This window comes from Raoultella sp., assembly GCF_039594335.1.
In the GTDB taxonomy this organism is placed as follows: Bacteria; Pseudomonadota; Gammaproteobacteria; order Enterobacterales; family Enterobacteriaceae; genus Klebsiella.
On sequence record NZ_JBCNNS010000013.1, the window covers coordinates 25,752 to 46,368 of the forward strand.

General features: G+C 55.4%; 15 protein-coding genes and 1 pseudogene. 9 read left to right on the forward strand and 7 right to left on the reverse strand.

Annotated features, from left to right (window positions below):
• The first annotated feature begins 150 nt into the window (after positions 1-150).
• Positions 151-486: a gamma-glutamylcyclotransferase family protein gene (locus ACZAHD_RS03630; protein ID WP_462455567.1), complete on the forward strand. Its 336-nt coding sequence runs from the start codon at positions 151-153 to the stop codon at positions 484-486.
• Between the two features lie 67 nt (positions 487-553).
• Here ACZAHD_RS03630 and ACZAHD_RS03635 read toward each other — a convergent pair whose 3' ends face one another.
• Positions 554-1,582, reverse strand: coding sequence for an LLM class flavin-dependent oxidoreductase (locus ACZAHD_RS03635; protein ID WP_462455568.1), 1,029 nt, complete (start codon positions 1,580-1,582; stop codon positions 554-556).
• Positions 1,583-1,883: 301 nt separating this feature from the next.
• Here ACZAHD_RS03635 and ACZAHD_RS03640 point away from each other — a divergent pair, with 301 nt between their 5' ends.
• From ACZAHD_RS03640 to ACZAHD_RS03655, 4 genes are all read left to right on the forward strand, one after another.
• Positions 1,884-2,738, forward strand: a complete 855-nt coding sequence (locus ACZAHD_RS03640; RefSeq protein ID WP_462455569.1) for an AraC family transcriptional regulator — start codon at positions 1,884-1,886, stop codon at positions 2,736-2,738.
• A 54-nt stretch (positions 2,739-2,792) separates the two neighbouring features.
• Positions 2,793-3,203, forward strand: a complete 411-nt coding sequence (locus tag ACZAHD_RS03645) for a DUF2000 family protein (RefSeq protein WP_462455570.1) — start codon at positions 2,793-2,795, stop codon at positions 3,201-3,203.
• A 384-nt stretch (positions 3,204-3,587) separates the two neighbouring features.
• On the forward strand, positions 3,588-4,394 hold the full coding sequence (locus tag ACZAHD_RS03650) for a M14 family metallopeptidase (protein WP_462455571.1): 807 nt from the start codon (positions 3,588-3,590) through the stop codon (positions 4,392-4,394).
• 903 nt (positions 4,395-5,297) lie between these two features.
• Positions 5,298-5,987: a VIT1/CCC1 transporter family protein gene (locus ACZAHD_RS03655; RefSeq protein ID WP_462455572.1), complete on the forward strand. Its 690-nt coding sequence runs from the start codon at positions 5,298-5,300 to the stop codon at positions 5,985-5,987.
• Positions 5,988-6,116: 129 nt separating this feature from the next.
• Here the strand turns inward: ACZAHD_RS03655 and ACZAHD_RS03660 are convergent, their stop codons facing one another.
• Positions 6,117-7,172, reverse strand: a complete 1,056-nt coding sequence (locus ACZAHD_RS03660; protein ID WP_462455573.1) for an SDR family oxidoreductase — start codon at positions 7,170-7,172, stop codon at positions 6,117-6,119.
• 97 nt (positions 7,173-7,269) lie between these two features.
• On the opposite strand from ACZAHD_RS03660, the gene ACZAHD_RS03665 reads away from it, so the two are divergent.
• The gene (locus ACZAHD_RS03665) at positions 7,270-8,157 is read left to right on the forward strand and encodes a LysR family transcriptional regulator (RefSeq protein WP_462455574.1); all 888 of its coding nucleotides are present in this window, start codon (positions 7,270-7,272) and stop codon (positions 8,155-8,157) included.
• A gap of 45 nt (positions 8,158-8,202) precedes the next feature.
• Here the strand turns inward: ACZAHD_RS03665 and ACZAHD_RS03670 are convergent.
• The 5 genes and pseudogenes from ACZAHD_RS03670 to ACZAHD_RS03690 form a co-directional block, all read right to left on the reverse strand.
• Positions 8,203-8,541: pseudogene (locus tag ACZAHD_RS03670) on the reverse strand (DUF1294 domain-containing protein); the annotation flags it as partial.
• 303 nt (positions 8,542-8,844) lie between these two features.
• Positions 8,845-9,117 (reverse strand): hypothetical protein, encoded by a 273-nt coding sequence (locus tag ACZAHD_RS03675; protein ID WP_032717374.1) that lies wholly within the window; start codon positions 9,115-9,117, stop codon positions 8,845-8,847.
• Positions 9,118-9,205: 88 nt separating this feature from the next.
• Positions 9,206-9,382, reverse strand: a complete 177-nt coding sequence (locus ACZAHD_RS03680; RefSeq protein ID WP_462455575.1) for a YnfU family zinc-binding protein — start codon at positions 9,380-9,382, stop codon at positions 9,206-9,208.
• 281 nt (positions 9,383-9,663) lie between these two features.
• Positions 9,664-18,246, reverse strand: a complete 8,583-nt coding sequence (locus tag ACZAHD_RS03685; protein ID WP_462455576.1) for a GH36-type glycosyl hydrolase domain-containing protein — start codon at positions 18,244-18,246, stop codon at positions 9,664-9,666.
• A 157-nt stretch (positions 18,247-18,403) separates the two neighbouring features.
• Entirely contained in the window at positions 18,404-18,568 is a 165-nt protein-coding gene (locus ACZAHD_RS03690) for a YnfU family zinc-binding protein (RefSeq protein ID WP_462455577.1), read from the reverse strand.
• A 557-nt stretch (positions 18,569-19,125) separates the two neighbouring features.
• On the opposite strand from ACZAHD_RS03690, the gene cybB reads away from it, so the two are divergent.
• The 3 genes from cybB (at position 19,126) to ACZAHD_RS03705 (ending at position 20,610) form a co-directional block, all read left to right on the forward strand.
• On the forward strand, positions 19,126-19,653 hold the full coding sequence (gene cybB, locus ACZAHD_RS03695; protein WP_462455578.1) for a cytochrome b561: 528 nt from the start codon (positions 19,126-19,128) through the stop codon (positions 19,651-19,653).
• Between the two features lie 102 nt (positions 19,654-19,755).
• Complete coding sequence (locus ACZAHD_RS03700; protein WP_462455579.1) at positions 19,756-20,229, forward strand: GNAT family N-acetyltransferase; 474 nt, start codon at positions 19,756-19,758, stop codon at positions 20,227-20,229.
• A 105-nt stretch (positions 20,230-20,334) separates the two neighbouring features.
• Positions 20,335-20,610 (forward strand): metal/formaldehyde-sensitive transcriptional repressor, encoded by a 276-nt coding sequence (locus ACZAHD_RS03705; protein WP_004861424.1) that lies wholly within the window; start codon positions 20,335-20,337, stop codon positions 20,608-20,610.
• The last annotated feature ends 7 nt before the right edge of the window (positions 20,611-20,617 follow it).

A 20,617-nucleotide genomic window follows, 5' to 3' on the forward strand; every position in this document is an offset into this window, starting at 1 on the left:
GCTAAGCGGTTGAAAAACACTGCAGAAAAATTAATCACTTCTGCGGGGCGGGTTATCCATGTTTCCAGCGTCTTGCTAACTGTCGTGTTCCCTCGTATTTTGAACCTTTGTACCGCCCGTTGGGCACGAGTGACTTTGCGACGAGGAATCATGGAACGCTTATTTGTCTACGGCACGCTGCGGCCGGGCCATGAAAATGCCCCCCTTCTGGAAAGTATCGGCGGCGAGTGGTTGCCGGGTTGGGTGCACGGCACGTTTTATGCGCGCGGCTGGGGAGCCGCTGCCGACTTCCCGGGTATCGTTCTCGATAAACACGGTCCCCGGGTCGACGGTTACCTCTTTATATCGGATAAACTTGCCGCACACTGGCCCATGCTGGATGAATTTGAGGAGGGCTACGACCGCGTGGCGGTCGAAGTGACGACAGCAGAGGATCAGCGCGTGACCGCGTGGATCTATCAGCTTCAGCCGCCGACCCGCTCGTAAGCCATCCCGCTGGCCCAGGCTAAGCGCCCCGCCCGTTGTTAACGGACAGGGCGTTGACATCGCTCACTTATTTGTCGCGCCAGCCCATCGCTGGCGCAACATGCTGCAGTATGGACTCGATGACGTGCACGTTGTAGTCGACGCCGAGCTGATTCGGCACGGTCAGCAGCAGCGTATCCGCCTCGGCAATCGCCTCATCCTGTTTCAATTGGGCAATCAGCTTGTCAGGTTCGGCGGCATAGCTGCGACCAAAAATGGCGCGGGTTTTCTCATCAAGGAAACCGACTTTATCGCCGTCGTCATGGCTGGCGCCAAAATAGCGCCGGTCCCGATCGTCCATCAGGGCAAAAATGCTGCGACTGACGGAGACGCGCGGCGTGTGCGCATGCCCGGCTTGCGCCCAGGCGTCGCGATAGACCCGGATCTGTTTCGCCTGTTGAATATGGAACGGCTCGCCGGTTTCATCGTTTTTCAGGGTTGAGCTTTGCAGGTTCATGCCCAGTCTGGCGGCCCACTCCGCCGTCGCATTCGAACCGGCCCCCCACCAGATGCGGTCGCGCAGTCCTGCGGAATGGGGTTCCGGGCGCAGCAGACCCGGCGGGTTCGGGAACATCGGCTGCGGACTGGGTTTTGCAAAACCTTCGCCGCGTAAGACGTCCAGCAGCACCTCAGTATGCCGACGCGCCATATCGGCGTCATTTTCCCCTTCGGCAGGGACGTAACCGAAATAGCGCCAGCCATCGATCACCTGTTCCGGGGACCCCCGGCTGATACCCAGTTGCAGGCGTCCGCCGGAGATCAAATCCGCCGCGCCGGCCTCTTCGGCCATGTACAGCGGGTTTTCATAGCGCATATCGATAACGCCGGTGCCTATCTCAATATGCCGGGTTCTGGCACCGATCGCCGCCAGCAGGGGAAACGGCGAGCTGAGCTGGCGAGCAAAGTGATGCACTCTGAACCAGGCGCCGTCAGCGCCCAGCTCTTCCGCGGCAACCGCCAGGTCGATGGATTGCAGCAATGCGTCAGCGGCAGAGCGGGTTGCGGACTGCGGCGAGGGCGTCCAGTGACCAAATGACAAAAATCCAATCTTTTTCATGACGTCTTTATCCTGGTTTGCAGGGAAATGTTCAGTTGACGGCACCGGGCTTAATGAAGCCTGCCGGTAACCGTTTGGCATAATCACTACTTTACGTATTCCCTGAGCAGAATAAATAACGGTTGTTTAACATAATGCATCAAATAAATTGATTGAAACGGGGGCCGGAATCTCCACCCGGCAGAGACAGGTGGGGACGATGCGCCGAGGATCGCCGATAATGTGTGGCGCATTTTAGGCCAATGCGCTGCTCCGTTCCCTGTTAAGCTTATTGTCCCGCCAACGCTGTCAGAGTGTGATTATGTCAGGAAAAACGGAGCCGGCGACATCCGGCGATTGGCTCGACTTTCGCCGGGATGCCGTCACGGGTATTGAAAGCGTCAACGCGCACTTTAAAGGCCATGCCTACGACAGCCATGACCACGAGGAGCTGCTGCTGGGGGTAACATTGCAGGGGGCACAACGGTTCAACTGCCACCGTGTGGTGCATACCAGTACGCCGGGGAAAGCGATCCTTATCGAGCCGGGGGCAGTACATGATGGCCATGCCCCGCAGCCCAGTGGATTCACCTATGCCATGCTTTACATCCCGCAGCGCTGGATGGCTGACAGTCTGCGTCAGCGCGGTATGGGCGATATTTCTCTGGTGGAAGCCGCTTTTCGTCATACGCTGACCGACGATCGCGCATTGATCATTGCCATCTCGCAGGCCTTTGCTGCCCTTCATCAGGGTGAAGGTCGGCTGGCGTGTGATGAGAACCTGGATCGTCTGGTGGCGCATCTGACTCCCCATGTTGCCGTGAGACCGGCGACGGTGATGACCGATTCACTGATCAGGATGAACCGGATCCGCGATTATCTGCATGACCATCTTGCCTGGAATACCGGCCTCGATGAGCTGGCAGACATCAGCGGTATCGACCGGTTCCGCCTGAGCCGGCAATTTAAGGTGGCCTTTGGGCAGACGCCTCATGCCTATCTGGTCAGTCTGCGCCTGCGTACCGCACGACGACTGCTGGCAGGGGGGCTCGCTGTGTCGCAGGTTGCGTCAGAGACCGGTTTTGCCGATCAGAGCCATTTAGGTCGCTGGTTCAAACGCGCTTACCGGATGTCTCCGGTTGCCTTTCAGAGCCGCTGCTCAAACGTTCTATACTGATGCCCCGCGCTTGCGCGAAGATACTTTTTTCGCCGAACCGAGAGGAGTATTTTGATGACGTTTGACACAAAGATTGCCTATATCGTGCGGGATGATTTAGCAACATGGCAGCGGCTGAATGTGGTGGCGTTTCTGGCGACGGGGATTGCCTCGGCGGCCCCAGAGATCCTTGGCCAACCCTATATCGATTCGCTGGGAAGACAGTATGGCAATATGTCTGGCCAGCCGATGCTGATCTTTGAGGGTGGGCTGGAAAAACTACAGGTCGTTCATCGCAAAGCGCTTGAGCGGGAAGTGACGATCATTCCCTACATTCACGCCATGTTTGCTACCGGGCATGATGAGGCCAATCGTGAGGTGTTTATGGCCGCCGATGCACAGAATCTGGATCTGGTCGGGCTCGGGATCCGTGGTCCGAAAAAAATGGTCGATAAAGTGATCAAAGGGTTATCACTTCACGGTTAGTTTATCTGCTATTGATTCGGGGGCGGATTGCCCTGGTCGCTGCCGACCAGGGCGGCAGGCACAGCGTCCGACCTCGTATTCATCCTGCTTCGCCGGGGCGGAAGTGTTGATCTGTCTGCCACCGCTGTTGTTCTTGCGGCAATGTCTGCTTTCATTCTGAGATGGCGCGGTAAGCCAACGGCATGATTGCCCGACATGTTTGCATTGACACTTCCAGGTGGTACGCTGCATATCTTTTCCCGCATCCAATACTCTCTTTTTTCTGAGTGAAATATGAGCCTGAATCCGTTTTATCCAATCGGTACCCCAGGGCAACCCTGGACAGCAGACGAAATACAACAGTGGCGGCAGAATCAGACCCGATCCAGGAGCTACCAGCGCGATGTGTCAGAGGTCCTCGATAGCCTGAAGCACCGCTACGATGTCGTTCAATATGGCGAATTGCGTTACGCCGATGATGTTTATTCGTTGAGAGCGGTAAAATCAAAAAACTGGGATGAGACTCAGCCGGTGGCTCTCGTTACGGGCGGCGTCCACGGGTATGAAACCAGCGGCGTGCTGGGCGCCCTGACGTTTTTAGCTGAGTGTCAGAATGAATATGCGGGAAAAATCAATTTACTGGTTGTTCCCTGCGTCAGCCCCTGGGCCTATGAACGTATTTCCCGCTGGAACTATGATGCCGTCGATCCTAACCGGCAATTTTTCCCGGAGGGCGCAGCGGAGGAGTCCCTGGCATTGATGAGGCTCATTTCGCCATTGAAAGGTCGGTTCGCCGTTCACGTTGATTTGCATGAAACGACCGATACCGACGAGAGTGAGTTCAGCCCCGCGCGGGCGGCCAGAGACGGCGTGGCGTATACACCGGAGAATATTCCGGATGGTTTCTATCTGGTTAGCGACGAGCGCAATTCAAGGCTGGATTTCCAGAGCGCGTTGATTTCCGCGGTTGCGCAGGTGACGCACATAGCCCCGTCAGTACCCGGGGAGACCGTACTCGGTTATCCGGTCATCGGTCATGGCATTGTTGAGTATGACAATAACGCCTGGCACCTGTGCTCGACCATGACCGGCGCGCCGTTTACCACCACCACCGAAGTCTATCCCGATAGCGCGAAAACCTCCCCGCAGGAGTGTACCCGGGCGCAGGTTGTCACCGTCCGTCGGGCCATTGAATTTGCATTATCGCAGTGAGTTATCAGACCGGGCAGATACTGCCCGGTCTGCCTGCGGGTCTTCTGAATCGTATTTATCGAACGGTCGTTTCGCAAGTTACCTATGGTCATCGCAAAAATAAATTTGTCATTATAATAATCGTTTGCTATTTGATATGAAATCAAACAGTGGCTTTGACTATCACGGCAGGGCGGTTGTTTAAGTCAACCCTTAAACGTAATAAAAAAGATAATGAGTTATGATTTCGGACGTTCATACTGCTGTATTTTACAGTTTATTTTTATTGTCCCGATTAATTTTTTCATCACATGGGACGGTTGGCGGTTGGGTGATTTATTATACGCATTAATCGGCGTCGCTTTGTCTACTGTCGGCGTAGCCATTTCTATACGTGCGCTGCGCTTGCTAATTCCCTCCCGGCAGGAGGATTATCCTTATGCAAAAGATGGAAGGCCGCCATATCCCGGCATCCACGGCCATCAGCCTCATTCCGCGAATCATTGAAGCACCATTCTCGTATCGCCTGTGGCGGTAGGTGGTAATAGTGGTCACTCTCCGAGGGTTTACGGCTCTTTCTATTTGCCAGCAGCACAACAAAATCTGCCACTCAATCAGAAAGAGAGTGAATATCATCGGCTATTAAATTTTGAGGGCCGGAAAATAGACTGCTCGGCATTTGCATGGTGACAAAAAATATTAACCCGTGCGCTGATTAATGTTTTTTTACACGATTTTTGAACGTTCATGATACCCATTATCATTTCGCATAAAACAGTTCGTTAAAAAATAACTTCAGGTGCTGGATGGCACTGGCGCAATCTTAATGTAAGGTTAATGATGAAAGAATAAATTACGGATTAAGTGATTTATATATATCGGTCATGCCGGGATGACTCATTTCCTGATCAAAAGGAAAACAACATGCATCTGGAACGACACAGTATCGGCAAAGTAGGCTGGCTGAGAGCGGCAGTGCTGGGGGCGAATGATGGCATCGTGTCGACCGCCAGTCTGGTCCTCGGGGTCGCGGCGGCGGGCACTTCGCCGTCGGGGATCTTACTGGCCGGCGTGGCCGGACTGGTTGCGGGCGCTATGTCGATGGCAACCGGCGAATATGTTTCTGTCTCATCGCAGGCGGATAGCGAAAACGCGGCGCTCAGTCAGGAAAAAAGAGAGCTTGCCGCAAATTACGAGGAAGAGGTGCAGGAACTGGCTTCGCTGTACAGACAGCGCGGACTGGATCCGGCGCTGGCGCACCAGGTCGCGGAACAGCTTATGGCGAAGGATGCGCTGGATGCTCATGCCCGGGAAGAACTGGGGCTGACAGAGACAAATTCGGCACAGCCGCTGCAGGCAGCGATGTTTTCAGCGTTCAGCTTTTCCGCCGGGGCGCTGTTGCCTGTCATCATCGCATGGCTAGCGCCATCAAGGCTGGTTTTCACGTTGGTTATTCTCTCCACGCTTTTTTCGCTGGTTATTCTTGGTTATATCTCATCGGTTGCGGGTCATGCGTCACCAATGAAAGCAATAATAAGAATCACTTTCTGGAGCGCAATGGCCATGGCTTTATCCATAGGGGCCGGTTCTCTCGCCGGTCAGGCAATGGCCTGAATGAGCCTGAAACGATATCCGATTGAAACAGCGATTGTCCCGGGGGAGCATCGGGCACATCTCCTCCGGTGGTTTTTTTTGCCGCAACAGGCTGGCGTGTTGCGGTTTTTATTTCTACCCTACGCGCGTTCAGGGGATAATGCGCGCCTCTCTCAGTTGCGAAAACAGGCTGAAAAACATTTCGTCGGTTGCCTGCATCCGAGGGAAGCCCGCGCGGCGCAGTTTGCTGCCATCGCCAAACATGTCGTAGTTCCAGCTAAAGACGAAATCAGCAAAATTGCCGTCGCTGAGCCGTACAAGCTCCGACTCCACCAGTCGCTGTCCGGCAAGGTCGCGCCATTGCGCGGCATAGTCCTTAAATAACTGCTGAAAAGAGAGACTGACCGGCGGGGCAACCTCCAGCGCGAACCAATGTGCGATCAGCGGCCACAGTTCGCTCCAGCGCCAGATGTCGCCGTTATTGACGTTGAAAGCCTGATTCTGTGCCGCCGACGAGGTGGCGGCCCACAGGGTCGCCTCTGCCAACAATCCGGCATCCGTGAAATCGACGATGCTGTGCCAGGTCTGGGATGACCCGGGAAAACGCAGCGGCAGATTCAGAGCCTGGCACAGCGAGGCGTACAGGGCGATGCTCAGCGCGAGATTCATGGTATTGCCCGGGACCGCACTACCTACCACACCAGGCCTGATGGCATTCCAGTGCCACGTTTTACCCCGTTGAAAATGGCTGAGCCACGCGAGCTGGGCGGCGTTGAATTCAGCGCCAGGGACGCCAGGATCGCTTTCACGCGCCGGAGTTTTAAACGGCCCAAGATGCGCGCCATAGACCTTGTATCCTTGCATCAGACTGACTGCTTGCAGCGGAGCCCTGTGCTCGATTTGACTGACCAGATTACGCAGCATAGTGACGTTCGGGGCAACCATCTCCGTCCAGTTTGCGGCATTCACCCAGGCGCTGTAAAAAATATGGGTGATATCGCTAAGGGGCCGCAGCGCCCGCGCGCTGCCTGCGGCATCGAGTAAATCAACCTCGACCATCGGAATGCCGTCAGGGTGGGAGAGGGCATGACGGCTCAGTCCGATGACCTCCCACCCATTGCGCAGAAGCGTTTTGACGAGTTGGTTGCCGATAATGCCGTTGGCGCCGGCGACCAGCGCGACTTTCTGTTGCTGTGTTTTATTCATCGTATTTCTCCGGGGAAGGTGACAGAAACAGTGTGATATATTATTTTTTTCACATATATCCCCTGAAACTGATGGTACTTATAAGCAGAATCATTAAATGAATAATAAGCTCACTGCCATAACGACTTTTTTACGCGTGGTCGAAGCCGGTTCCTTTTCTGCGGCTGCCCGCCAGAGCGGGATGAAGCAATCTGCCGTCAGTCAGCAGATTGCGGCGCTTGAAGAGGAACTCGGCGTGGTCTTGCTGCGTCGTACCACGCGAGTGATGGCGCTGACTGAGCAGGGAGAACGTTACCGGCGTGATATGCAGCTTGTGCTCGAGGCGATGGGGGAGGCGGAAAGGCGGTTAAACCCTGCCGATCATCAGTTTCAGGGCCAGGTACATGTGCAGTTGCCGAGCGGACTGGGACAGATTTTTATGCCACACCTGCTGGCGCTGCAGAAAGGGAATCCAGGCTTGAATCTGATGCTGTCACTGGATGACCGCATCGCCGATCTGGTTACTGAAGGGGTAGACGTCGCGCTGCGGCTGAGCCATGAGCCGCCGCAAGCGCATGCGGCGCGCGTGCTGGCGCGTATTGAAACGGCGCTCTTTGCCGCACCTGATTTTACACCGCTGCATTCCGTCAGCGAGCTGGCGATGCATCCGCACGTGCGGTTCAGCGCTATCCCGCTGGAAGCACCGCTCCGCCTGGTCTCGGGTCAGGACGTTGTCGATGTGAAAGTAAATACCGTTTTCCGGGCCAACACCAGCGAGGCGCTGCGACAGGCGATTGAATCAGGCCTCGGTATCGGAGGCATGCAACTCCCGCTGGCGGCCAGGGCGGTGCAATCCGGCAGGTTGGTGCCGGTATTACCTGCCTGGCGTTTACCCGATCGCTTCCTTTACGCCGTCTATCCCGACGCCCGCTTTATCCCCCAAAGGGTCAGAAGCATTATCAGCGCCATCGAATCCTTACTGCCTGATATTACGGGAAAAATCTGAAGGCGAGACACTCGCACTGGGGAAAACCGAACGGGAAGCGGTCGAAGAAGAGAACGGAGAGAACTGATACACCGCCAGTGTCGCGAGAATACTCAATATCACGCTGATGATGAAGTAAGTTTTAAAGGGCTGTTTTTGCGTTTTATGGCGGAACAACTGTTGACCGGCCATCGCGCCAGGCCATCCGCCCACCAACCCGAATACCAGCAAGGTCGATTCTGGCACCCGACGCCAGGCCTTGCGTGCCGCCATTTTATCCATGCCATAAATCACCAGCGTCAGTACGCTGACCAGCAGGAACCACGTGATATAAGGATGCGGAGTAAACAGACTCCCGCTCGCCGCGCAGACGAGGAGTAAATAACAGAAGCGATTGAGATTCATACCAGTAGCCAGCAGCGATCGGTGAACGTTGAGGGCGAATTATACGCATCACGCGGCCAGAAGAAACATTTGCGGATGGCCTTCACCGCAGGTTGTCTCTCTGGACATCAGTCAGCGTCACAAACAGGATTCCTCCTTTCAACCAACGCGTTAAGGTGATTCAGACAATTTATGCACTCAGTCAGGCCGAGGGACGGCCGCGGCGCCGGGTGAACCCGGGCGGCAAAAACGGAGGACTCAGTGTCGGTTTAATGGCACCTGTTTACAGCGCAGATGTTATTTCTGGTAACGGCTTCATTAATATCAAAAATATTCAATAAATTGCCTGGCGGATTCTTTTTCATCAAGATATTCAAAGCCGAGCAAACGAATTTTCACACGGTTGTAAAACCATTCGTTCCCCTGCCGTTGAATCATTTCTCCTGGAAGGAAACATAGCCCTGTCGCTGCCCGAATAATGGCATATTTACCATTGTTAAACCTTACCCTATGGATGCAGAAAGGCTGGTTCACTTCGCCAGGATGACGGCTGGCAAGAATATCACCTTCAATAAAAACATCTTTTCTGGTTTTCATAAGCCTTTCCTTTATTACGCTATTACGCTGGTAAAACAGATATGTTGCTGTTTTTAAAGAGTTGCGCTTTAAAGTACTGGTGTGCTGCTCAGCCGCCAATACACCAACTCTCTGAGGGGCGGAATAATAAACCGCATTGCGGGCATTGCAGAATCGCATCTTTGCGTAATTTACCGGCCTTCTGGTCTGCGATGCAGGAACAGGCCGGGCAAGTGACATGCACCGGTCTTTCTTTGAAATGTCTGATTCCACTGCTGTCAGACATAAATTAATTCTCTGAGGTCGGTGTTATTTATTATACGCCTTTGTTGACTATTATTCTTTTTATTATATTTCTCTGCTGCAGAGGGTAAAAGCGAGCCGTTAACGCATATTGGTACAGCAACACGCGGTGGGGAGGAGTTTATAAGGAAATCATATTGTCTCACCGCCGTTAACCAGGTTACCAAATAACAACCGGATAATTTCTCGATTCAGCGCGCGATGAATAAGGGCAAAAATAATTCGCGCATTAACGACAGGCGTTAATGCGCGGGTTAATTGGCGTCAGTTCTGAATGATATCAAGGGTGTGGGACTGTCCGTCATCCAACAGCGGAATGGAATCGTCCGCGAGGAGGAGGCCATCCAGCGTGGCCTGATATGGCCCGACGCCACGTGAGACGGTAATACGATACTGACTCTCGCGGTATTGATAGGTCAAGGTAAAAGAGGGCCAGCTGTCAGGCAGCAGCGCGTGAACGGTGAAGGACGTCGCGCCGCGTTTTATCCCCAGCAGCTCCTCTGTCAGCAGACGATATGCCCAGCCCGCTGAACCGGTATACCAGCTCCACCCTGCCCGGCCGGTATGCGGGGCGACACTGTAGACATCCGCACTCATGACATAGGGCTCCGCCTTATATTTTTCCACGCCATCGGCATCCAGCGCGTGGTTTATCGGATTGATCATCGACCACAGCTGCCACGCGCGTTCTGCGTTCCCCATTCGGGCAAACGCCATCACCGCCCAGATGGCGCCGTGAGTATACTGCCCTCCGTTTTCCCGCACGCCGGGCAGGTAGCCCTGAATGTAGCCCGGATTAGGGCCGTGGCCGTCGAACGGCGGGGTTAAGAGTTTGATTAATCCACCCTCGTTATCCACCAGGTACTTATCCAGCGCCTGCATCGCCAGGTCGCTGTGCGCCCGGCTGACCGCGCCAGAGAGTACCGACCAGCTCTGGGCAATGGCATCAATCCGGCAGTCCTGCGCAGCTTTTGACCCCAGGGGGGTCCCATCGTCAAAATATCCTCGTCGGTACCATTCACCGTCCCATGCGGAGACGTCGAGACTGTTTTGCAAACGCAGCGCCTCGCGACGACACAGGGACGCGACAGCGTCATCCTGCCGCCGATCGGCAAGGGAAGCGAAGCGTTGTAAAATATCGTACAGGAAGAAGCCCAGCCAGACGCTTTCACCTTTACCCTCAATGCCAACCCGGTTCATCCCGTCATTCCAGTCCCCCGCGCCCATCAGCGGGAGACCGTGCTGTCCGGACTGTAATCCGTGCTCAATGGCTTTGACGCAGTGTAACCAGAGCGTCTCTTCGCTACTGCTCTGGACCGGGGTATCGTAGACCGACTCTTCGCCAGCGGGGAGTGGGCGCCCCTGTAGATAAGGGATATTCAGGTCCAGTATTTCCGGGTCGCCGATCGTTTCGACATAGTGACAGACGGCAAACGGGAGCCAGAGGTAGTCATCAGAACAACGTGTCCGTACGCCGTTACCGTGCGGGGGATGCCACCAGTGCTGCACATCTCCTTCAATAAACTGCCGGGAGGCGCAGAGTACAATTTGTTCACGTATTTTTTCCGGCGCGGCGTGACTGAGAGCCAGCGTATCCTGCAGCTGATCGCGAAAACCAAATGCGCCGCCGGATTGATAGTAGCCGCTACGTGCCATAAGGCGACAGGCCATCGTCTGATACAGCAGCCAGCCGTTGACCAGTAAATTCACGGTGGTATCCGGCGTCGTCACCACGATTTTATCGAGCGCGTTATGCCAGTAGCGGTGAACATGGTTCAGTTCCTGACGGACGGTATCTTCATTCAGATAGCGGGCCAGGGTTTCCTGAGCCCGGCTATAATTTTCTTCCGCGCCAAGGACGAAGATAAACGTCCGCTGATCGCCATCAATTAAGGTCGCCGCGGATTGTACTGCGGCGCAGGGATCCAGGCCGGCGCCTGTTTTACCCGAGAGCCTGCGCAGTGCCATCGCCTGCGGATTTTGCAATGAGCCATTGCGTCCAATAAACTCGCGGCGGTCGCCGGTCAGCGAGCAGTAAGAACCGCTGACGGCAAAGAATGCCGTGCGCTCGCCGCCGTTAGCGCCGTAAAAATTATTGGCCATCACCCCGCAACCAGCGGAATGGTTGACGGGATACGTCACGATATGGGAGGCGGTGCGGGTTCGTAAATCTCCGAGCGTCCATTCAGCATAGCCGGTGACCGACAGTTTACGTGTTCGCCCCGAGTTGTTGCTGAGCGTCAGGATCGCCAGTTTAACCGCAGCCTGTTCGGCGACCAGTACCGTCAGCTCACTGTCTATACCGCTTTCGCGATGGGAAAACACGCTGTAGCCAAACCCGTGGCGGGTGAGGTAATCACCGTGCCCGCGAACCGGCAATACCGTCGGCGACCAGCATGCGCCGCTCTCTTCATCGCGCAGATAAAAGGCTTCGCCGCTGCGGTCGCTTACCGGATCGTTCTCCCACGGCGTTAACCGGTACTCATGAGCATTCTCATACCAGCTGTAGGCTTGCCCCGCCTCCGAGATAACGCTGCCAAAACCGGGATTAGCCAGTACATTTGACCACGGCGCTGGCGTCGACTGGTTTTCGCTGAGGACAATCTGATACTCCCGACCATCTTCTGAAAAACCTCCGAACCCGTTGAAGTGGCGTAACTTATCGCTATCCGGTGTCCAGTCGACGTGGTGGTTTTTCTGTGCCACCGCGTGGGCAATGAATAAGCGGGTCGGCGGGGTTAACGTATGAATGCGCTGGTTAAGCTGTTCACTGAGTCCGCCTGCGCGATCATCAAGATACAAACAGGCCACGCTCATCAGAAGCTGCTTATCTTCGGCGGAGAGATGTTCGCCATTACGGACAAAAATGCCGCCCGACTTATCCAGCAGGCTGGCTCCTGAGCGGGCATAAATTAAATCCATAATCTGGTTCTGCAGGATCTGCTGATAGCCGCCGGGACTCTCATTGAGGATCACCAAATCAACCTCCAGCCCTTTCTGACGCCAGTATCGGTGCGCCTGTACCAGGGTGGTGACCGAGGCGATACTCTCTTCGCTGGTGATGCTGAGCAGCACTATCGGCAGATCGCCTGAAATGGCCCAGCCCCACAGGCCGGACTGGCCTCGCCGGTTACGGCTGATAATCTGGCCGTCGGCCCGCAGTTCCTGACAGGGATACAGCACCGCGCTGGCGAGACGGTTAAACAGCGTGGCATCATCTTCACTGGCATTCATCTGGCGTAATACCACCAGGCTATGGGACCACGCCAGCTCAAAGATACGGTCAGCAATGGGGTGATCTCGATATTTTTCCAGTAACGCCAGACTTTGCTGGCGGCTTTCGCCGATGCCATACACGATATCAACCGTGACCGGTTGTCCCGGCAGCAGGGTAATCGCGTGGCGTATCGCCAGAATCGGATCCAGTACCGCGCCTGAGGTATTGCTGAGTGCGCCACTTTTCCCGGCTGTCTGCGCATCTGAAGGGGTTTTGCCGCGACCCAGAAACAGGGCTCTGTCAGTTTCAAACGAGATACTCTTACTGCTGTTACCATGCACAACCACCATGTGCAGCATGCAGGGGGTTTGTTCATCCGGCGAGCGCGGGCGGCGATGACACAGGATCGCGTCACGATCGGGGTTAATCTCCGTCTGAATAAACAAGTTGCTGAATGCCGGATGCGTCCGATCGCTGGCATCAGGGGCCAGCACCACTTCGCAATAGGTTGTCAGTTCAAGCTCTCGGGGCAAGCGTCCTCTGTGTACCAGGGTGAGCCGCCGCAGTTCAATATCATCTTCCGGAGAGACCACAATCTGAGTTCTGACGCTCAGCGATCCGAAAGTACGGCGGAACTCAGCGCCGGCATCGGTAAAGATCGCTTCGTCGCCGCCATCGGCATCTGTGCCGACAGGATGCCAGGTATTGCTCCAGACTTCGTCCGTTTGCGCATCGCGGATATAGCAGAATGCTCCCCAGTTATCCCGGGTCGTATCGCTGCGCCAGCGCGTGAGGGCAAGATTGTTCCAGCGGCTGTAACCGCCGCCGCCAGGGGTCAGCATCAGATGGTAATGGCCGTTGGACAACAGCTGCACTTCAGGGATCCGGGTATCTGCTCCGCTGAAAATACGCGGTTCATAGCGAACCGGTTTGACCCTCCCTTCATGGGATTCGAAATGACGGCGCGGGCTGTAAAGATCGACCGCATCCGGGACGCGTTCCTGCAACAACAGGCTCGCCGAGCGGAAGGCGGTACTGGACATGAATCGCTCTGTCATCGGGGCGTTGAGCAGCACGTGAGCCAGCGCCTGAAATGCCATCCCCTGATGATGCGCCATCCAGGACTGAACGACGGCATACAGTTGCCCGGTTGCGAGGCGGGAGGGAGTATAGTCCAGCGCTTCATAAAAACCGTATTCGCCGCGCGCGCCGTTTTTTTCCAGACTGAGCAAATTGTCGCAGGCTTTGTGTGGGGAGACCATGAGAGCCAGCAGCGTTGCGTACGGGGCGATCACCATATCATCGGCCAGACCTCGCCGCAGACCGAGGCCCGGTACGCCAAATGCCTGGTACTGATAATTGTGCTGAACATCAAAAGCATGATAGCCGGACTCCGAGACCCCCCAGGGCACGCCACGCTCTTTGCCCCAGTGTATCTGACGTTTCACCGCTGACTGGCTCATCTCATCAAGAAGAGAGCCGGGCCAGGTGGGCATCACCAGATTCGGCATCAGGTATTCAAACATCGAACCGCTCCATGACATCAGTGCGGTTTCATGATCAATGGTGGTGAACAACCGTCCCAGGGCATACCAGCTTTTTAACGGTAGCTGATTCGTCGCGATGGCGAGAAAACTGGTCAGGCGGATTTCAGAGGGCAGCAGATCGTAATGGCTTTTATCCGCGGTATTGGTATCACAGTTATAGCCGACGCTGAGCAGACAGGTTGCTTCGCTGTACAGAAACGCAAAATCCATTCTCGCATGATCGTTCAGTCGCTGTTCAAGTTCAGTGATAATCTTCAGCCGCATGCGGGCCAGCGCCGTAACCGATGCCGGAGGCGTTCCTTCGCCGCGATAGCTCGCGCTGGCGAGCCAGCTCAGCGTCGGTAGCTGCGGTTGGTTATACGCCTGGGGTAACCAGCCCAGTAGATGCGACCATTCATGGCACAGCTGCACCAGCTGATGTTCAAGGTGCGCTGTCCAGCGCACCACCAGCGGGTTTTCCTGAGCACACTGTGTCGTCAGATGGTTACACTGGGCGCGCATTTTCTTCAGTTCGCCGAACAGCTGCCCCGCGGGCAACGACACCGCGTTCAGGCAGTGTTTGCGCAGCAGTCGCAGACCGGTTGGCGCGTTTTGGCCCCAGTATTTTTCCAGAATAATCAGCGTGTCGTTCAGCCCCGCCAGCAGCTGCTCGCTGTTCAACACCGGCTGATAACGCATCGCGGACAGGCCTTCGCGTAATGTCAGTAAATGACCCGCCATATTGCCGCTGTCAACGCTTGAGACATAGCGTGGGTTGAGGGGCGCGAGGGTGCGGGTGTCATACCAGTTAAAGAGGTGGCCGCGGAAGTGTTCCATTTTATCCAGCGAGTCGAGCGTCAGCGTCACGCGTTGCAAAACCTCACCCCCGGGCAGGTAGCCAAAATCCCAGGCGGTCAGGTTGGCCATCAGGGAGAGCCCGATATTGGTGGGGGAGGTACGATGTGCGACGGTGGGCTGCGGTATTTCCTGATAATTATCCGGGGGAAGCCAGTTTTCTTTTGCCGTGGCAAAGGTCTCAAAGAAGGCCCAGATTTCGCGGCTCGTCTGACGCAGCAGCTGCTTCTGGTCCGCATTCAGTGATACCGTCCTACGCGCAGGCTGGCGGCTTAACCAGCGCATCATCAGCGGCGCCAGACACCACAGAATCGTGACGGGCAGGGCGATAGCCAGCAGTGGTGGGGTAAAATGATACGTCATCATCGTCAGGGCGACCCCGGTGACCACATTGAGCCACATCGCCCGATAAAAACGCAGCACCGAAAGGTTGGACTGCGGGCTGTCCGGCGCGTGGCTGGCCCACTGGATGAGATTGCGCTGACTGATACCAAGACGCCAGAGCGTTACGGCAATGGCATAGCATGAATATCCGGCCTCGTGCGGCAGTATCACAAAATTGAGTGCAATACGGGAGAGCCGCTTCAGCGCTCCGGCGGCGACAAGCGGAAGATGTAGCCGCAACGGGCGACGAGAGGGTTTATGAAGAAGGTCGTGAAGAATACTCAGGGCTGCAGGCAATAACCACACCAGCGTCAGCGCGCCAAGCCAATAGAGCGGATTGGGAACCCAGAGCAGGGAACAAAAAAGAAGTACCAGTAAAGAGGGGGCGACCAGGTTACGGCGTAAATTATCAAATAACTTCCACCAGGAGAGCGGGGATAACGGATTTTTATCCCGCGTTCCATCCGCTTTTCTGACGTACGGGCAGAGCCAGTTAAGCAGCTGCCAGTCGCCACGGATCCAGCGCGTACGACGCGCAACGTCTGACAGATAGTTGTTTGGGTATTGTTCGTAGAGTAAGACTTCACTGAGTAGCCCGGACCGGGCATAGCACCCTTCGAGTAAGTCATGGCTGAGAACCAGATTTTCCGGGCAGGCGTTGGCTGTGGCCTGGACAAAGATATCGACGTCATAAATCCCTTTGCCAACGAACGACCCTTCGCCGAAGAGATCCTGATAGATGTCCGAAGACATCATTGAATAGGGATTATTACCCGGTACGCTGCTGCGCAGGGCAGCATAGCGCCCCTGTCCGTTGCGCGGCATCTCCTCAGCCAGTCCGGGCTGCAAAATACCATACCCTTTGACGACTCTCTGTCGCAGCGGATCATACACGGGCTGGTTCAGCGGGTGCGCCATGGTGGCCACCAGTTTATGTGCGGTGTCGCGTGGCAAAACCGTATCGCTGTCCAGGGTTATGACATATTTAATCGGGCCCGGCAGTTGGTGCGCGGGCAGCCCGGCGACACTGGAAAACTGTGTTGCCGGATGGCGCAACCAGTTGTTCAACAATGCCAGTTTTCCCCGCTTACGTTCATGCCCCATCCAGGTTTCCTGCGCCGGGACCCATTCAGGCTGTCGGTGCAGAAGATAAAAGCGTGGGCGGCTGGCTGGATAACGTCGGTTAAGCGCCTCTGTTTCCGAGATGGCCTGCCTGAGCAGCAGGACGTTTTCTGGCGGATTTTCAACTGTTGAATCAGCAAAATCGGTGAGAAGAGCGAAGCGGAGGTGTTCATTCTGATTGCCCAGCCAGCATACTTCGAGACTAGTGAGGAGCTGACTGATGCCTGCGTGGCTGGTCAGCATACAGGGGATCACTACCATCGTCGCACAGTCAGCGGGAATCCCCGCTGAAAAATCCATTCGTGGCAAAGGGCGGGGAATGCGAAAACGGGTGGTCGCTTCGCTTAGTAGATCGCTAATTAACTGGCTGACCGCCACAATAAGCGGTAAAGCCAAAAGTATCAGTATCCAGCCCATTCCCTGTTGCGCTGTGGCGTGCAGGATTCCGGCCGTAACGGCTGCCGTCAACAGGCTGAGACTGCCGAGCCATGACAACAAGGGGATTTTGTTGAAACTGTGCCGCAGCCGGATAAGTCCAGGGGTGTCAGCGCAGAGTTGCACTTCCAGCTGCTCGCGGCCTTCACCTGCCAGATAATAACCCACATGATATCCCGGCGTGGCGGGCGGGTTTTCCAGAGAAAGCGCCAGCACCCGGCTGGCAACCTCTGGCTCGCTGAACCGACTGTCTCTGGCCAGAATCTCGATGACATGCCGGTAATGATCCCGGGTATCAAAGTGCATCCGGGAATAGGTAGCGGCCGGGTCAAGACGCAATGTCTGTTCCACAACGCTGATCGTCTCGGCAAAATCGGCCCAGTTTGTTTCGCTCAGCAAACGTAAACCCGCGATGCTGTTGCTGACAGAAAGCTGGCTGGCGGCAAGCTGTTGATTGAAGCGGTGAATGAGAACCTCGGTCGTCACGCCCTGTTCAGCAAGGCGCTGGTCCACCCAGGTCAACGGCAGCGCCAGTGCATTGCCATGACCCTGCAGGCGGCGGACCAGTTCTGCGACAAACGCACTGCTGAGCGGCGGGCGGGCGCGCGCCATGTCGGCCACCACCATGATTAAATCGGCGGGCGTATTGTCCGCACATTCGAAAATCCGCGTGAGCCATGTGTCCGCCAGGCTGCGCTCTTGCTGCGCTTTTACTACCTCGATACTGACACGACGCAGGTTTTCGATCAGCGACAGACGCAGCATGCCCGGTAAAGCCCAGACCTCACCTAACGTCAGCGGCGTCACCTGCTGATAGGCGGCGATATAGCTGGTGAGGCTGGCTACGTCCCAGCGTCCGTCTCCGTGGGCAATCGCTTCAGAGGCGATATCGTAAATGCGCGGGCACTGGTGGGGTGAAATCAGGGCGGGGAGACCTTTGCCAAAGCTTTTCGGCAAGTGCTGGCGGACAATACGAATTTGCTCCTCAATCAGGTAATAATTATCAAGAAGCCACTCGCCTGCGGGCATGATACTCGATTTTTTCCCGGCATTGAGCGCATAACAGTTATGGGTGATCATGGCCTCGTTGTCCCCAAGCCGCTTGAGAAGATAGTAAGGCAGTTTGTCCGGCGACAGCTTATGAGTATGCGCCAGTTTCTGGCCGTAACGTTCCATCTGGAGGGCCGAAAACAGTTCTGGCCGCAGACTATTTTCACCGGTCGGGTCGTTGGCCGGGAAGGGTTCCCGTCCAGGGGTTTTCGTAAAGGGATGAGCGCGGCTAAACCATGCTCGGGGATTCATTTTCATAGCGTTGCTCTGATGCGACATTAACGCGCAGGAGCAGTTGCGAAATCAGTTCAGAAACGTTCTCTCAGGATGGGCGTGAGGCATCAGGGATTTAACAGCTGCCGGTCTTTATTCACTATAGAACACGGGGTTTAAGTGGGTCGGTGTATGAAGCTGGCTAGCGTGTCGGGACAAAAATAGCCTTGCATCCAGGGCACAGCATGGTCTGTTTTAAGCGAATCTTAGAGGTGGACTGGGTTGATGATAAGCCACAGACGGGGCAGGTGATTGTGGAGGTCGAGGCACCCCCGATGAACTTCATTGCGTAATCGAGAAAAGACATGATGATTAACCTTTCAATGAATGTGTTTCAGTGTACCACGTATGGCTAAAATTTAATCTGTTTAAATGTGGCCCTGCCCGGTATGGATGATTTCTGAAGCCGGCCTGGCTACCACATTGTTTTTAATCTCCGGATTGCCGCCGGGCCGACAGCTCTCTCAGTCTGCCGTCGTCACAAGCAAAAACCATGACATCAGCCGCCGGACGCTGGCGCGGTGTGTGACGTTGTCACGTAAAGCGAGACGGGCCTGGCTGCAATATCAAGACCTGAAACGGCTAAATCCGCCGGCACATCAATATGTTGCGGAATAAATTAAAAAGAGATCGGGCTATTTATGGGGGAGATTAGGTGATAAAAGCGGGAGTGGGAGCAGGTTTTGGTGCGCTTAAATGGCGGCAAAGAGCCTGCAACAGGTCATGGGAAACAGGAGTAACCCATTGCTTTTACTGAGAATAGAGGCTTAACGGCAATTGTTTTTTATAAGTACGTAAAAGTTAATGAATTTTTCAGGAAAGGTCGTTATGTTGTCGGCATCACAGTTTTGTTAAGGGTTTAACATGCGCGATAAATACACTGGCCTGCAAATAGGTATCCACTGGCTGGTCTTTTTATTGGTGGTTGGCACCTATGCCACCATGGAGCTTCGCGGTTTTTTCCCCCGCAGCGACCGTCCGCTCATTAATATGATTCACGTTTCCTGCGGGGTGGCCATTCTCGTGTTGATGGTTGCGCGCCTGCTGGTCCGACTGAAGTCCCCGGCGCCGCCGATTGTACCGAAACCGTCAGCGATGATGACCGGTTTTGCCCATCTGGGGCATCTGATTATCTATCTGCTGTTTATCGCCCAGCCGATCGTTGGACTGGTGATGATGTATTACCGTGGCAATCCGTGGTTTGCCTTCGGCCTGACCATGCCGTTTGCGGCGCAAAGTCAGTTTGAGCTGGTGGATACGCTGAAGGGCGTACATAGCCTGCTGGCGAATACCGGTTACTTTATCATCGGCGCGCACGCGCTGGCCGCGCTGCTGCACCACTATCTGTGGAAAGATAATACGCTGCTGCGGATGATGCCACGTAAGCGCTAATCACTCCCGATCTCCTGACCCCGCCGCCGAGCGGGGTTTTTTTATTCCTTCCGCTGCCGGTTGTGGTAGATCTGATACGGACTGAGGAAAAAGGAGTCCAACATGAAAGTCAGACTTGCCGTGCCGGATGAGGCACCTGCGCTATGGAACATCCGCAATCAGGCCATTCGCAACGGCTGTCGTGAGAGCTACGCAGCCGCGGTCCTCGAGGCCTGGACGCCGGATACGATGCCGGAAGGGTATCGCCATGCGGTGCGCGACAATCCCTTTTTTGTCGTTGAGGAAGAGAGCGGGCGCCCGGTGGCGACCGGCTTTCTTGATCTCCGCGCGGCCAGCGTGGAAGCCATCTTTACGTTGCCCGAATGGGGCGGAAAAGGTTGCGCCGGAATGATTTTGACGACCATTATCGCCGAAGCGCGGCGGCGGAATCTCCCGCGCCTGACGCTGGAAGCGACGCCGAATGCGGCCGGGTTTTATCGGCGCCATGGTTTTGTCGCCGTGCGCGAAAAGCTGCTGCCGTCAAAGCTGGCGAAAGCGGATTTACGCTGCGTGGAAATGGCGCTCCAGCTCAACTGACCTCAACCGCTTGTCGCTGCGCTACGGTTTAAAGCGGCGTTTCAGTTTGCCACTTTACTGAATAAAATATAGTATACCCCCCTATATAATATTGAGGGTGTCGCAGTGCCACATTCACCTGAAGACAAAAAACGCGCGCTCAGCCGCGTACGTCGTATTCGTGGGCAGGTTGAAGCTCTGGAAAGGGCGCTGGAGTCCGGCGAATCCTGTATGTCGATTCTGCAGCAGATTGCCTCTATCCGCGGGGCAACCAACGGCCTGATGGGCGAAATGGTCGAAATTCACCTCCAGGATGAGCTGGTCAGCGGCGAAACCACCCCGGATCAGCGCGCTGCCAGAATGGCGGAAGTCGGCCATCTGCTACGATCCTATTTAAAATAAATCACCA